The 14,410-nt window shown below is 68.6% G+C and carries 12 protein-coding genes and 1 tRNA gene; 8 read left to right on the forward strand and 5 right to left on the reverse strand.

Translation table 11 applies throughout. The features are described 5' to 3' along the window. Window positions 1-6: 6 nt before the first annotated feature. Window positions 7-2,016 carry a heavy metal translocating P-type ATPase gene (locus ACFFIO_RS09035; protein WP_378041254.1) on the reverse strand — a complete coding sequence of 670 codons (2,010 nt, stop codon included), beginning with the start codon at window positions 2,014-2,016 and terminating at the stop codon, window positions 7-9. A gap of 30 nt (window positions 2,017-2,046) precedes the next feature. On the opposite strand from ACFFIO_RS09035, the gene ACFFIO_RS09040 reads away from it, so the two are divergent. From ACFFIO_RS09040 to ACFFIO_RS09070, 7 genes are all read left to right on the forward strand, one after another. Continuing rightward, a complete protein-coding gene (locus ACFFIO_RS09040) occupies window positions 2,047-2,178 on the forward strand; it encodes a hypothetical protein (RefSeq protein ID WP_378041255.1) in 132 nt (43 codons plus the stop codon). Window positions 2,179-2,388: 210 nt separating this feature from the next. Continuing rightward, window positions 2,389-4,014 carry an AMP-binding protein gene (locus ACFFIO_RS09045; protein WP_378041242.1) on the forward strand — a complete coding sequence of 542 codons (1,626 nt, stop codon included), beginning with the start codon at window positions 2,389-2,391 and terminating at the stop codon, window positions 4,012-4,014. A 141-nt stretch (window positions 4,015-4,155) separates the two neighbouring features. Further along, on the forward strand, window positions 4,156-5,571 hold the full coding sequence (locus ACFFIO_RS09050; RefSeq protein ID WP_378041243.1) for an ATP-binding protein: 1,416 nt from the start codon (window positions 4,156-4,158) through the stop codon (window positions 5,569-5,571). A gap of 102 nt (window positions 5,572-5,673) precedes the next feature. Continuing rightward, window positions 5,674-6,492, forward strand: coding sequence for an alpha/beta fold hydrolase (locus tag ACFFIO_RS09055; RefSeq protein ID WP_378041244.1), 819 nt, complete (start codon window positions 5,674-5,676; stop codon window positions 6,490-6,492). A 164-nt stretch (window positions 6,493-6,656) separates the two neighbouring features. Then, window positions 6,657-8,234: an AAA family ATPase gene (locus ACFFIO_RS09060; RefSeq protein ID WP_378041245.1), complete on the forward strand. Its 1,578-nt coding sequence runs from the start codon at window positions 6,657-6,659 to the stop codon at window positions 8,232-8,234. Between the two features lie 45 nt (window positions 8,235-8,279). Then, window positions 8,280-9,152 carry a catechol 1,2-dioxygenase gene (gene catA, locus ACFFIO_RS09065; protein ID WP_378041246.1) on the forward strand — a complete coding sequence of 291 codons (873 nt, stop codon included), beginning with the start codon at window positions 8,280-8,282 and terminating at the stop codon, window positions 9,150-9,152. A gap of 33 nt (window positions 9,153-9,185) precedes the next feature. Further along, window positions 9,186-9,641 carry a DoxX family protein gene (locus ACFFIO_RS09070; RefSeq protein WP_378041247.1) on the forward strand — a complete coding sequence of 152 codons (456 nt, stop codon included), beginning with the start codon at window positions 9,186-9,188 and terminating at the stop codon, window positions 9,639-9,641. A 69-nt stretch (window positions 9,642-9,710) separates the two neighbouring features. Here ACFFIO_RS09070 and ACFFIO_RS09075 read toward each other — a convergent pair whose 3' ends face one another. Together ACFFIO_RS09075 and ACFFIO_RS09080 are read right to left on the reverse strand one after the other, a co-directional pair. After that, window positions 9,711-11,327: a fatty acyl-CoA synthetase gene (locus ACFFIO_RS09075; RefSeq protein ID WP_378041248.1), complete on the reverse strand. Its 1,617-nt coding sequence runs from the start codon at window positions 11,325-11,327 to the stop codon at window positions 9,711-9,713. Between the two features lie 2 nt (window positions 11,328-11,329). Further along, the gene (locus ACFFIO_RS09080) at window positions 11,330-12,487 is read right to left on the reverse strand and encodes an acetyl-CoA C-acetyltransferase (protein ID WP_378041249.1); all 1,158 of its coding nucleotides are present in this window, start codon (window positions 12,485-12,487) and stop codon (window positions 11,330-11,332) included. A 332-nt stretch (window positions 12,488-12,819) separates the two neighbouring features. On the opposite strand from ACFFIO_RS09080, the gene ACFFIO_RS09085 reads away from it, so the two are divergent. Then, on the forward strand, window positions 12,820-13,236 hold the full coding sequence (locus ACFFIO_RS09085; protein WP_378041250.1) for a VOC family protein: 417 nt from the start codon (window positions 12,820-12,822) through the stop codon (window positions 13,234-13,236). Between the two features lie 195 nt (window positions 13,237-13,431). On the opposite strand, the gene ACFFIO_RS09090 is transcribed toward ACFFIO_RS09085, so the two are convergent. Both ACFFIO_RS09090 and ACFFIO_RS09095 read right to left on the reverse strand, forming a co-directional pair. Further along, window positions 13,432-13,516 (reverse strand) — tRNA-Ser (locus ACFFIO_RS09090). Between the two features lie 88 nt (window positions 13,517-13,604). Beyond that, window positions 13,605-14,189 carry an O-methyltransferase gene (locus ACFFIO_RS09095; RefSeq protein WP_378041251.1) on the reverse strand — a complete coding sequence of 195 codons (585 nt, stop codon included), beginning with the start codon at window positions 14,187-14,189 and terminating at the stop codon, window positions 13,605-13,607. Window positions 14,190-14,410 lie beyond the last annotated feature (221 nt).

Raw genomic sequence — 14,410 nt, forward strand, 5'->3', positions numbered from 1 at the left:
TCCAGTCTAGGATCCTGCGCCCGCTCCACCGGCCACGGCAGCCGGCCGCAGGTCCACCTTCCGCAGCAGCTGGGCGTTCAGCGCCACCACCACGGTGGACAGGGACATCAGGATCGCCCCGACGCTCATGGGCAGCACGAATCCGATCGGTGCGAGGACGCCGGCGGCCAGGGGCACGGAGAACAGGTTGTATCCGGCGGCCCACCACAGGTTCTGCTTCATCTTCCGGTAGCTCGCACGGGACAGCTCCGCCACGGACAGCACCGCCCGCGGATCGTCGGAGGCCAGGATTACGCCGGCCGAGGCGATGGCCACGTCTGTGCCGGCACCGATCGCGATCCCGACGTCGGCCTGGGCCAGCGCCGGGGCGTCATTGACACCGTCTCCCACCATGGCCACCTTGCCGCCCTCCTCCTGCAGCTGCTTGACCTTGGCGGACTTGTCCTCCGGCCGCACCCCGGCGAAGTAGCGCTCGATGCCCAGCTCGCCGGCCACGGCGGCCGCCACGGCCTCGGCGTCGCCGGTGATCATGACCACCTGGACGCCGCGGTCCCTCAGCCCGGCCACGGCGTCCCTGGACTCGGGCCGGATCTCGTCGGCCAGTCTCAGCGCGCCGGCAACCTGGCCGTCCACGATCACGTGCAGGATGATCGCCCCCTCCTCACGCCAGTCGTCGGCGATCGGCAGTTCGGCCATCCCCACCTGCTCCAGCAGGTACGGCCCACCCACCATCACCGTGTGGGCCCGGGCCTCAGCCCCTTCCCCGCCTCGGTCCCGGTGCTCGTCCGTGTCCCCGTCCGCACCCAGGACGACGTCGGCCCGCACCCCGACCGCTGGAGAGGAGGAGAAACCGCTCGCGGCGGGCACCTCGAGGTCCCGTTCGGCCGCCGCGGCGACGATGGCCCGCGCCAGCGGATGCTCGGAATCCGCCTCGGCCGCGGCCGCGAGCGCCAGGAGGCGGCCGGCGTCGTACCCGGGGGCCGGCTCCACGCCGGTGACCGCCGGAGCACCCTTGGTCAGGGTGCCGGTCTTGTCGAACAGCACCGTGTCCACAGTGCGCATGGCCTCCAGCGCGAGCCGGTCCTTGACGAGCACGCCGCCGCGGGCTGCCCGCTCGGTGGCGATCGAGACGACGAGCGGGATGGCGAGGCCGAGGGCGTGCGGGCAGGCGATGACCAGCACCGTGATGGTGCGGACCACCGACTCGTCCGGCATCCCAAGGGCGGTCCAGACGATCGCGGTGATGACGGCGGCCCCGAGGGCGAACCAGAACAGCCAGGCGGCCGCCCGGTCCGCCAGTCGCTGCGCACGCGAGGATGAGGACTGGGCCTGCGTGACGAGCCGCTGGATGCCCGCCAGAGCCGTGTCCTCGCCGATAGCGGTCACCTCCACGCGGATCCCGGAGTCCGTGGCGACGGTGCCGGCCACCACGGGATCACCCTCGGACCGGCGCACGCTGGCCGACTCACCGGTGATCATCGACTCGTCCATGGACGCCGAACCGTCCACCACGGTGCCGTCGGCCGGCACCCGGCCTCCCGGCCGGACGATGACCACGTCCCCGTGGCGCAGTTCGGCCGGAGCGATGGTGGTGATGGTGCCGCCGTCGGGTCCATCGACGCGTTCCGCCTCATCCGGCAGCAGTGCGGCCAGGGAGTCGAGGGCGGAGGTGGTCTGGGCCAGGGAGCGCATCTCCACCCAGTGGCCCAGCAGCATGATGACGATCAGTAGGGCCAGTTCCCACCAGAACTCGAGTTCGTGGTGCAGGACGCCGAGGGTCGCGCCCCAGGAGGCCAGGAACGCCACCGTGATGGCCAGGCCGATGAGCAGCATCATCCCCGGCTGGCGCTGGCGGATCTCGCTGAACGCCCCGGTCAGGAACGGCTGGCCGCCCCAGAGGTACATCACGGTGCCGAGTGCCGGGGCGATCCAGGAGGCCCAGCCGGGAACCTCGTAGCCGAGGATCATGCCGAACATGGGCGAGGTCGCGACCACTGGGACGCCCATCGCGAGCATGATCCAGAACAGGCGGCGGAACTGATCGACATGGTGCGAGTGATCGTGACCGCCGTGGCCGCCGTGCTCGCTGTGACCGTCATGACCGCCGGGCTCCCCATGACTGCCGTGCTCGCTCTGCGGCTGTTGGCGATGATCATGACCGGCGTGCTGATCGAGTGAGTCGTGTTTGCTCACGGTCGTTCCTTTCCCTCGTGTTCCTGGTGATGCCTCGCCCCCGGGGCCCCGTCGCGGCAACAATACCCCCGGGGGGTATATGAATCAAGACCCGCGCCGCGAGACCCTTCGCCACTAGACCAGTTAGCGATCAGTAACTAGAGTCGGCATCGACCGACCCTCGTGATCCCGATCACACCCGCTGACAGGAGTCCCATGACCACCCAGCTCTCCCACGACCGCGGTGAGACCACCACCCCCCTCCTGGAGGAGACCATCGGCGCGAACCTGGCCCGGACCGCCGCCGCCTTCGGCGAGCGCGAAGCGCTGGTGGACGTGCCGAGCGGCAGGCGCTGGACGTACGCGGAGTTCGCGGCCGACGTCGACCGCGTGGCCACCGGACTGCTGGAAATGGGCATCGAGACAGCTGACCGGGTGGGGATCTGGGCGCCGAACCTGCCCGAGTGGACGCTCACGCAGTACGCCACGGCCCGGATCGGCGCGATCCTGGTGAACATCAACCCGGCCTACCGGACGGACGAGCTGCAGTACGTGCTCAACCAGTCCGGGGTCCGCACGGTGGTGGCGGCGAGCTCGTTCAAGACCTCGGACTACGAGGCGATGCTGGCCCAGGTCAAGCCCGACTGTCCGGAGCTGCAGGACGTGGTGATCATCGGCGGCGAGGACTGGAACCGGCTGGCCACCACGGATGCGGACCCGGTCCGCCTGGAGCGGATCGCCGCGCACCTGACCGCGGACGACCCGATCAACATCCAGTACACCTCCGGCACCACGGGCTTCCCCAAGGGCGCCACCCTGTCCCACCGGAACATCCTCAACAACGGCTTCTTCGTCGGCGAGCGCGTGCAGTACACCGAGGCCGATCGGGTCTGCATCCCCGTGCCCTTCTACCACTGCTTCGGCATGGTGATGGGCAACCTGGCGTGCACCACCCATGGAGCGGCCATGGTCATCCCCGCCCCGGGATTCGACCCCACCGCCAGCCTGCACGCCGTGGCCACCGAGCGCTGCACCTCCCTGTACGGGGTGCCGACCATGTTCATCGCCGAGCTCGGCCTGGAGGACTTCGCCTCCTACGACCTCTCCACCCTGCGCACCGGCATCATGGCCGGCTCGCCCTGCCCGGAGCACGTGATGCGCCAGGTGATCGAGCAGATGAATATGCGAGACGTCTCCATCTGTTACGGCATGACGGAGACCTCCCCGGTCTCCCTGCAGACCACGACGTCGGACAGCCTGGACCAGCGCGTCGGCACCGTGGGGCGCGTGGGGCCCCACCTCGAGGTCCGCGTGGTGGACCCGGTGTCCGGTGAGGTGCTGCCCCGCGGGGAGGCCGGCGAGCTGCAGACCCTGGGCTACTCCGTGATGAAGGGCTACTGGAACGATCCGGACAAGACCGCCGAGGCCATCGACGCCGAGGGCTGGATGCACACCGGGGACATCGGCCTGATGGATGCGGACGGCTACGTGCAGATCACCGGTCGCATCAAGGACATGGTGATCCGCGGCGGCGAGAACATCTACCCGCGCGAGATCGAGGAGTTCCTCTACACGCACCCGGACATCGTGGACGCCCAGGTGGTCGGGGTGCCGGACGAGAAGTACGGCGAGGAGCTGATGGCCTGGATCCGGATCCGCGAGGGCGCCCCGGAACCGACCTCCGACTCGCTGCGCGAGTTCTGCTCCGGGAAGATCGCCCACTACAAGGTGCCCCGCTACGTGCAGGTCATCGAGGAGTTCCCCATGACGGTCACCGGCAAGGTCCGCAAGGTGGACCTTCGAGCGCAGGCGATGGACCTGCTGGCGGAGAGCCCCCGCTGACCTGCTCCCCGACGGTGTTCTGCGAGCAGAAGTTGCGAGTGTTCTCTTGCCTGCGAGGCCATCGCCCTTCCGGCTCCCCCTGGGCCGCTCGAAGCCACTCTAAGCTACTCTAAATTTTTTAGAGTAGCTTAGAGTGGCTTCATGCATGGCACCCCCGCAAGTCACATCGCCTCTCTTCCGGAAGACGCCAGACTCAAAGCGCTGCAGGAAGCCACTGAAGACCAGTGGTTCGACCGGAAGTCCGCCCGAGTAGCACCCAAGGACCTCGCTTCATTACTGGTGGCCTTGGCCAACGCAGAGGGTGGAACTGTCGCCATCGGTGTGCACGATGGCGAGTACGACGGGCATCTCCTCACACCAGCCCGGAACAGTGCCCTACGCCAAGCGGCCATGGACCACACCAATCCGCCGGTCCGCATGGAGACCGAGGAAGTCAGCGTGGGAGATGACCGTTCCGTCCTCTTGATACACGTCCGCCCCGGCGACCAGGTCTACGAAACCAGCAAGGGCGATGCCTACCTCCGGGTCGGCGACGAGACTCGGAAACTGGGATTCAACCAACGGCGTGAGTTGGCGTATGACCGAGGCTCAGCGCAGTTCGAGGGAGAAGCAGCACCAGGGGCAAGCACTGATGACCTGGAGTCAGATCAACTCCAGCGTTACCGCGACGCCATCGGCGCTGGCGCAGACGACCCGACGGCGCTCAGGGCGCGCAGTCTGCTGACACGCACGGGCGACCTCACGGTGGCTGGTGTCCTGCTACTGGGCCACTCCCCCCAGCAATACCTACCCCAGGCTCTGGTCCGCGTGATGCGCTTCTCCGAACGGGATCCTGGAACCGGTTCACGGCAGTCTCTCGAGAGTGGCAAAGACCGACGCTTCGAGGGACCCATCCCCACCATCATCGACCAGGCAGCAGAATGCATCTCGCAGTGGATGCCGAAGCGCCGCGCCCTGGGCGCATCCCGCCGGTTCGAGGACATCCCCTTGCTACCCGACGATGTATGGCTGGAGGGACTGGTCAATGCCGTGGTCCACCGCTCCTACAGCCTCGCCGGTGACCATATCCGCGTCAGCATCTTTCCCGACCGGATCGAGGTGGAGAGCCCCGGCCGGTTTCCAGGACTCGCCGACCCGACCCATCCCCTGGACATCGCCCGGTATGCGAGAAATCCGCGCATTGCCCGCGTGTGTTCGGACTTGGGGATCACGCTGGAGCGCGGCGAGGGAATCCGCCGCATGTTCGAGGAGATGCGCGGGCTGGGCCTCGTCGACCCGCTGTACGAACAGACCGGCGGAAGTGTTCGCCTGACACTGGCGGCCACGTCACGGCTCGATCCAGAGCTGGAGAGCAAGCTGCCCGCCGGAGCCGACGACCTGGTCCGGATGCTCCGGCAGCACGGCGGTGCCATCGGCACGGGAGAGATCGTGGAAGAGTCCGGGCGGTCCAGGCCATGGGTCCGGACCGTACTCGAAACCCTGCGGGAGGCCGGGGTGGTTGCCTGGGAGGGCAAGTCCCCCAAGGATCCGCGCGCAACGTGGCGCCTGGTCGACTGATACTCGCACCGCTGACATGAAACTACTCGAAGCTACTCTAAATTTTTTAGAGTAGCTTCGAGTACAGCGAATCCATCGACCTACAGATCCGAAAGGAGACGCATGTCAGAGGAGATGATCCACCACGCGCGGGACGGGTTCCCACTCGCGGTCCAGACCGGTGGCCCGGCGGAGGCAGAGGAGGCGATGCCGGTGCTGCTGTTGCTGCCCGGCCAGTCGAACTCACACCATTGGTGGGACCGAGTCCGTGGCGGCTTCGAGGAGGCGTTCCGGACGGTGACCTTTGACTACCGCGGTACCGGGAACAGCCGCGGGGAGCTGGGCGACTGGACCACGGGGCTGTTCGCGCAGGACGCCGTAGACGTCCTGGACCACCTCGGCATCCGCTCCGCGGCCGTGTTCGGCACCTCGATGGGCGGCCGGGTGGCCCAGATGCTCGCCGCGAACCACCCCGAGCACGTCTGGGCCCTGGTGCTGGGCTGCACCTCCCCCGGAGGGGAGCACGCCCACGAGCGCAAGCGGGAGACCCGGCAGTGGCTGGCCCGGGGCACCCGCGAGGAGCAGCAGGCCAAGCTGCACGAGCTCTTCTACACCCCCGACTGGCCGGGACGGCCGGAGGAGAGCACCCTGCTGGGCGATCCCACCATGAGCCCGCGCGAGCAGGTGGGCCACCGTCGGGCCAGCGACCGCCATGACGCCTGGGAGGCGCTGCCCTCGATCAACTCCCCCACGCTGGTCCTGCACGGCACGGAGGACCTCATGGTCCCGGCCGAGAACGCCGCACTGATCACCCAGCGGATTCCCGACGCGCGGATGCGCCTCTACCCGGGCGGCCGGCACGGCTTCTTCGAGGAGTTCGCCGAGCAGGTGGTGCCGGACATCCTGGAGTTCCTCGCCGACGTCGGCCCCTCCGGTTCCTGAGACCGCCGCAGTACGGCGGACCAGAGTCCATATCCTCACCCTCTGAATCCAGAGTCTTTGAGTATTTTTGCGTTCAAGAACGCGGGGCTAGGCTGACCCCAATCCCGCCGGCGTGAGCCACGGCATACTCGGCGGGCGGTCGGCACAGTAAAGGAGTCCTGCGGATGTTCATCGCCCCCACGGAGGTGGTCCTCGCCACCACTGCTGACGATCTGCAGGCGGCCCGCACGCAGGCCGGCTCGTGGCGGTCCAAGGAGATGGGCATCCCGGACCGGTACCTCTCCGATGCCGCCTTGGCGGACCTGGCGACGGCCGCGGAGTCAGTGCAGGATGCCGGCTTCGCCCGTGCCGTGATGGCCGTCCAGTCCGCCCGCGCCGGTGACTTCGCCCCGATCCCGAACATCAACTCCGCCGTGGAACTCTTCCGCGAGTTCCTGAAGGACGGGCTGATCGACGGCTGGCTCTACGTCCAGGAGCCCGACGGCTATCTGCACCCGTACCTGGTGATGGACATCGGGCTGGACCACGGTGACCGCACCCGTCCCCCGCGCATCAAGATCACGATGGAGGCGGACAACCCCACGGTCAAGCGCCCCTCCCGGGCACCGCGGCTGCTGCAATTCGACGAGACCGAGCTGGTCGGCAAGACGCCCGCGGACGTGCTGACCGCGCATCGGGCGTTCAAGGAGACGGAGCGGCTGCGGGCGGAGTACCAGGAGCGCCGGGATGCGTTCCAGGACATCATCGACCACGACTTCGGCCAGCAGTTCGTCTTCACCGGCCGCGCCATGCGCACCGAGGACTACCGCTCGGCCCATGACCGCACCCACCGCAAAGTCGTCCACGACGTGGCCCCGGACGAACGGGCACCGCTGCGGATGGTGGCCTCCTCCGTCCTCTTCGACGAGCAGGAGACCGGCGCGGTCCCCGTGGTCACCGCCGTGCGTGTGTTCGACCTCGCCGCCCAGGACTACCTGGACGTCAATACGGCTGATCTCACCCGCTACGAGTACAACCCGGGCCTGCGGGACAAGCTGGTGCTGCCGGACGACCAGCGCGAGCTGCTGGACATCCTCACCTCGGACATCTCCGTGTTCACGGGAGACATCATCGAGGGCAAGTCCGCCGGCAACGTGATCCTGGCCCGCGGCCGGCCCGGCGTCGGCAAGACGCTGACCGCCGAGGTGTACGCCGAGGTCATCGGCCGCCCGCTCTACTCCATCCACACCGGCTCCCTGGGCATCACCGCGGAGCTGGTGCGCAAGAACCTGGAGGAGATCTTCGTCCAGGCCAAGCGCTGGGACGCCGTGCTGCTGCTGGACGAGGCCGACGTCTTCGTGCTCGAGCGCGGGTTCGAACTGCACCAGAACGCGATCGTCGCCGAGTTCCTGCGCACCCTCGAGTACTACGACGGGCTGCTGTTCCTCACCACGAACCGGATCGACGAGGTGGACGGGGCGATCCTGGCCCGCTGTGCCGCCGTGATCGACTACCTGCCACCTGAGCCCGCCGCCGCACGTCAGATCTGGCAGACCTTCGCCGCCGGGCACAAGATCGAACTGTCGGCTGAACTGCTGGACCAGTTGGTGGACGGCTTCCCGGACATCACGCCCCGAGACATCAAGATGCTGCTGCGGCTCGGCCTGCGCATGGCCGCCCACCGGGACACCGCACCGGATCTCGACGTCTTCGCCGCCGCCGCCCGCTTCCGGGGGCTGCAGTACATCCCGACCAGTCCATAGACGACACCACCGCACATCCGCACAGGACGAAAGAGAGCAGGAATCATGACCCAGGACAGCTACAACGAGGAGACCGTCGCCCGCGCCGCCGATTCCGGAGCCAACGCCTCGGCACGGTTCCGCGAGCGCATGGCCGCCCAGTCCGCCGGCGGCGTGGTGGACACCGAGCGCGTCAACCACCTGGCCTCCCGCGCCGTGAAGGCCCTCAACGACCTCGTGCTCGAGGAAAGGGTCAGCTACGAGGAGTACAACGCCTTCAAGGCCTGGCTGATCCGTGTGGGCGAGGACGGCGAGTGGCCGCTGTTCCTGGACGTCTGGCTGGAGCACTCCGTCGAGGAGGTCGCCAACGAGCACCGTGAGGGCTCCAAGGGCACCATCGAGGGCCCCTACTACCTCGAGGACTCCCCGGAGGTCCCGTGGAACGGCACCATCCCGATGCGTGAGGACGAGCCGGGCACCCCGTTCACCTTCACCGGCCAGGTCCGCGCCGTGGACGGCTCCCCGCTGCCCGGCGCCAAGCTGGAGCTGTGGCACGCGGACGACCTGGGCTTCTACTCCCAGTTCGCCCCCGGCCTGCCCGAATGGAACCTGCGTGCCACCTGGACCGCCAACGAGGACGGCCGCTTCGAGATCCACACCGTCCGCCCCGCGCCCTACCAGATCCCCACGGACGGTGCCTGCGGCCAGCTCATCGAGGCCGCCGGCTGGCACGCCTGGCGGCCTGCGCATATGCACTTCAAGGTGCATGCTCCGGGACACCACAAGCTGACGGCCCAGCTCTACTTCCCCGGCGACCCGCACAACGAGGACGACATCGCCTCGGCCGTGAAGCCCGAACTGATGCTGGACCCGCAGCCGAACCCGGACGGCGAAGGCGAGATCACCCACTACGACTTCGTCCTGGACCCGGAGCAGTGAACCGTCTGCCGGTGCATCCGTAGAGTGGAAGCCATGAAGAATCCACTGATCGCCGCCATCCGCCCCGCCGCCCGCGTCCTGACCGGATCCATGTACGCCCTGCTCGGTTATGAGGCGGCGAAGGCTCCGGGTCCGCGCGTCGGAATGGCGGCCCCGCTGCTCGATTCGCTCCGCAAGGTCGCCCCGCTGCCGGTGGACAACGAGACCGTCGTACGCGCCAACGGTGCAGTGCAGATGGCCGCCGGCAGCATGCTGGCCCTCGGCGCCGCACCCCGGCTCTCCGCCGCCGCCCTGGTCGGCTCGATGGTCCCCACCACCTTCGCCGGCCACCCGTTCTGGAAGGTCCAGGACCCGGCCGCGCGCAGCCAGCAGCGCACCCAGTTCCTGAAGAACATGTCCCTGATCGGCGGACTGCTGTTCACTGCGCTCGACGCCGGCCAGCACCGCCAGGAGAAGAAGTCCCGGAAGGTCGCACAGCAGGCGGCCTGATCTCACGTTCCGGGCCATCCCCACCGGTGGGGATGGCCCGGAACGTGAGCTGGACAACCCGCCAGCGGGCTAACTCCGCTCCGCCCGCAGCTCCCGCTTGAGCAGCTTGCCGGACTGATTGCGCGGCAGCTCGGCCACGAAGTCCACGCGCTTGGGCACCTTGAAGTCTGCGATCTTCGACTTCACGTGCGCACGGACGGTCTCGGCGGTCAGCTCCGCCCCCTCCTTGAGCACGACGACGGCCGTCACCGCCTCGATCCAGCGCTCGTCCGGCAGCCCCACCACGGCGACCTCGGCGACGTCCTCCAGCTCGTAGATGCAGTCCTCCACCTCCCGCGGGGCCACGAGTACGCCACCGGTGTTGATGACGTCCTTGATGCGGTCCACGATCTGCAGGTAGCCCTGCGCGTCTTGGGTGGCCTGGTCGCCGGAACGGAACCAGCCGTCGTCGAACGCCTCGGCGGTGGCCTCCGGCTTGTTCCAATACCCGCTCATCAGCTGCGGGGACCGGTACTGCACCTCCCCGGGCTCACCCGGCTGCGCCAACGCGCCCTCCGCCGTGATGAGCCGGGCCTCGACGAACAGCACGGGCCGGCCGCAGGAGGCGGGCCGCGCGTGGTGCTCCTCGGGGCGGAGCACCGTGCACAGCGGGGCCATCTCGGACTGGCCGAAGCAGTTGTAGAAGCCGAGTTTCGGGAACCGTTCGCGCAGCCGCTGCAGCACGGTCACCGGCATGATCGAGGCGCCGTACTGCGCCTTGGTCAGCGAAGACAGATCGCGGGTATCCAGGTCCGGGTGGTTGCTCAGCGGCACCCACACGGTGGGCGCGAGGAAGAGCGAGCCGATGTGCTCGGCCTCCACGAACCGCAGGACCTCCGGCACGTCGGGCTTGGGCAGCAGCCGGACGGTCGCACCGAGTGCCAGATACGGCATGAGGAACACGTGCATCGCCGCGGAGTGGTAGAGCGGCATGCACACCAGCGGCCGGTCCTCCTCCGTCAGGTCGAGGGCGACGATGGTGGACACGTACTCGGAGATCAACGCCTGGTGGGACATCATCGCGCCCTTGGGGGCCGACGTCGTGCCGGAGGTGTACAGCAACTGGGCCAGGTCTGCATCGCCGATGGGCAGGTCCAGGGGGGTGTCCGGAGCCGACTCGTCCAGGGCCGTGGTCAGCAGCGCCACGGCCGGTGCGCCGGCCGCGAAACTGTCCGTGCCGCCGTCGGGAAGGCCTCCGTCGGCAAAGAACGGCCAGAGCTGCCCGACGCCGGCCGCGCGCCCCTGGTCCCGGACCTCCCCGATGCGCGGCATCAGCGCGGGATCCGCCACGAGCAGTGCGGCGCCGGAGTCCTCGAGGATGTAGCTCAGTTCCTCGCCCTTGAGCGCGAAGTTGACCGGCACGTGCACGTATCCGGCGGTGGCGCAGGCGAGGAACAGGATCGCGTAGGCGTCCGAGTTCAGCCCGTAGGCGGCCACGCGCGATCCCTCCGGAAGCCCGGTCTCCCGCAGTCGGTGGGCCACCCGGTGCACGGCCTGCTCCAGCCCCGCATAGGTCCACTCGCGGTCCTCGAACCGCAGCGCCGTGTTCTTCCCATTGCGGGAGGCGGTCCGCGCGAGCAGGGTGCCGAGGGTGTTGGCCCCGGCGTGGCTGATGGTCTGGTCGGGTGCGTCGGTCTCCGTGGTCATGGTCAGAGCCTTTCGATGATGGTGACGTTGGCCTGGCCGCCGCCCTCGCACATGGTCTGGAGCCCGTAGCGGCCGCCGGTGCGCTCGAGCTCGTGCAGCAGCGAGGTCATCAGGCGGGCCCCGGTGGCCCCGATCGGGTGGCCCAGCGCAATGGCCCCGCCGTTGACGTTGACCTTCGCCGGATCCGCGCCGGTCTCCTGCAACCAGGCGAGCACGACGGCGGCGAACGCCTCGTTGATCTCCACCAGGTCGATCTCCTCCAGGGTGAGCCCCGACTTCTCCAGGGCGTACTTCGTCGCGGGGATCGGCGCGGAGAGCATCATCACCGGGTCCGCACCCCGCGCGGAGAGATGGTGGATCCGGGCCCGGGGTTTCAGACCATGCCGTTCCACCGCGGCCGGCGAGGCGATCAGGAGGGCGGCGGCGGCGTCGGACATCTGGGACGCCGAGGCGGCCGTGTGCGCACCGCCGGGAAGGATGGGGTCCAGTGAGCGGATCTTGTCCAGGTCCGGCTCGCGCGGGCCCTCGTCCTGGGTCACGGACTCAGCGCCTGGGACCGGGATGATCTCGCGCTCGAAGTGGCCGGCGGCCCGGGCCGCCAGGGCGCGCTGCTGCGAGGTCACGGCGAACTCCTCGAGCTGGTCCCGGGTGAAGCCCCACCGCTCCACCATCATCTCCACCCCGCGGAACTGGGAGATCTCCTGGTCCCCGTAGCGTTCGGCCCAGGACGCGGAACCGGTGAAGGGATCCTCGAAGCCGAACTCGCGCGCGGCCTTGTTCGAGTAGGACAGCGGGATGGCGGACATCGACTGCACGCCCCCGGCGATGACCAGGTCACTCGTGCCGGACATGACGGCCTGCGCGGCGTAGTGGATGGCCTGCTGGCCGGAACCGCACTGGCGCTCCACCGTGGTGCCCGGGACGGACTCGGAGCCACCCGCGGCCAGCCAGGCGTTGCGGGCGATGTCCATGGCCTGCGGCCCCAGCTGGTCGATGCAGCCCAGGATCACCTCGTCATAGAGCTCCGTGTCCACCCCGGTCCGGCTGATGATCTCGCGGATCGGTGCCGCCGCCAGGTCCAGCGGGTGGACGTGCGCCAGCCCCTTGCCGCGGCGCCCCACGGGGGTGCGGACGGCGTCGACGATGTAAGCCTCGGTCATGGTGGTCCTCTCGGAAGAAGGGGCATCGATGCCAGTGGCACGATGCGGCGATTGCCATACTCACTAGTAGCATTCCTCAGTCGCCGACCTGTTGTCCAGGTCACTCCACGGTGGGGCCGACGGCGCTAGGATGGCTGATCGGGATGCCGGAAACCACGGCGGACCTACGGATGGGACGGCCCATTCCGGCTTGTTGCGAGCCGCTGACGACGGCCATCCTGCCCAGCCCCACGGATTGTCACTGTGGCACGGCAGGATCGCGGTGGCGGCCGGAGTTGCCGGCGCGTGCGAACGGTTCTCCGGTGGGCACCGTGCTGGATACCCTGTCACCCATGCCCACCACCCCTGCCCTGCGCGGCCTGGCCCAGGTCAACATCCCGGCCGACGACGTCGCCGCGGCCCGTGACTGGTACGCCCAGGCCCTCGGCGTCCAGCCGTACTTCCAGCAGCCCGACGCCGAGACGCCTGCCTATGTCGAGTTCCGGCTCGGCGACCACCGGGGCGAACTCGGGATCATCGACCGCCGCTGCCTGCCCCCGTCCGAGGCCGCCGCCGGTGGCGGGGTCATCGCCCGCTGGCACGTGGATGACCTGGAGGGAATGGTCGCGCATCTGAGGGAGATCGGGGCCACCGAGCACGAACCCATCACCCCGCGCGGGGACGAGGGCTTCGTGACGGCCTCCATGCTGGACCCCTTCGGGAACATCCTGGGGCTCATCCACAGCCCGCACTACCTCGAGCAGCTCTGAGCCGCCCAGGTCCCGTGGCCCCGCGACCCCGGCCCGGGAGACCACCTGTGAGATGTCCCGCCGATCGTGAAGATTCCCCGTCATCAAGACCGTGAATTGTCACGATCATCGGGAAAAAATCCGCAGGGGGCAGGGTCAGGGTCAGCCCCAACGCAAAGACCCCCGGAAACCGTGAGGTTTCCGGGGGTCCAACTGCGGAGGATGGGGGATTTGAACCCCCGAGGGCGTTAACCCAACACGCGTTCCAGGCGTGCGCCATAGGCCGCTAGGCGAATCCTCCTGAGGTGCCCAAGTTCCGGATACGCGTGGCAACCGACTCAAGAGCAGGATTCATCGTACCTGACCGAAGGCCTCGGGGACCAATCGGCTCATTCCGCCCCGGTCCCACCGGCTTCCACGTCCCGCACGATGGCCAGGGCGAAGCCGTCCCAGCCCTTGCCGCTGACGGTCTGCAGGGCCGTGCCATCCAACCGTGGATCGTCCCCCTGCCGCTGCAGGTAGGCGCGGATCCCGGCCACGTCAGCGGCATCGGCGCCGGTGCCGGAGGTATCGAGCACCCGGCCGCCGCGGACCACGTTGTCCCCGATGATCACGGTGCCGGGCCGGGAGAGTTTCAGGGCAGCATCGAGGTAGTTGGCGTTGTTGGCCTTGTCCGCGTCGATGAAGACCACGTCGAAGGGACCCGCACCGGAGTCGATGAGCTCCCGCACGGTGTCCAGCGCCGCCCCGACGCGGATCTGAACCCGGTCTCTCAGTCCTGCGGCGTCCAGATTCGCCCGGGCCACCTCGGCATGCTGCGGTTCGTATTCGAGCGTGGTGACCGTGCCCCCGGGCCCGACGGCGGCCGCGAACCATTGCGTTGAGTACCCGCCGAGGGTGCCGAACTCCAGCACGGACCGCGCCCCGGCCAGTTCGGCGATCAGGCCCATCAGCTTGCCCTGCCCGGCGGGCACCTCGATCGGCGGCAGCCCGGCCTCATGGGTGGCGGCACGGGTGCGATCAGAGGCCGCGTCCCGGAATTTTTCAAGTCAAGCGGTACCACGGTGTGTTAGGCGGCCTTTAGGCTGCGGCTTTTTCGGTGGTGGTCTGGGGTTGGTTGATCCATGTAGGGCCGGGTAGGTCCAGGATCTTGGGATCGTCGGTGGTGCTGAATCGGTTCGGGTGCTTGGTCCTG

Source organism: Citricoccus parietis (assembly GCF_042433045.1).
GTDB classification, from domain to species: Bacteria; Actinomycetota; Actinomycetes; order Actinomycetales; family Micrococcaceae; genus Citricoccus; species Citricoccus parietis.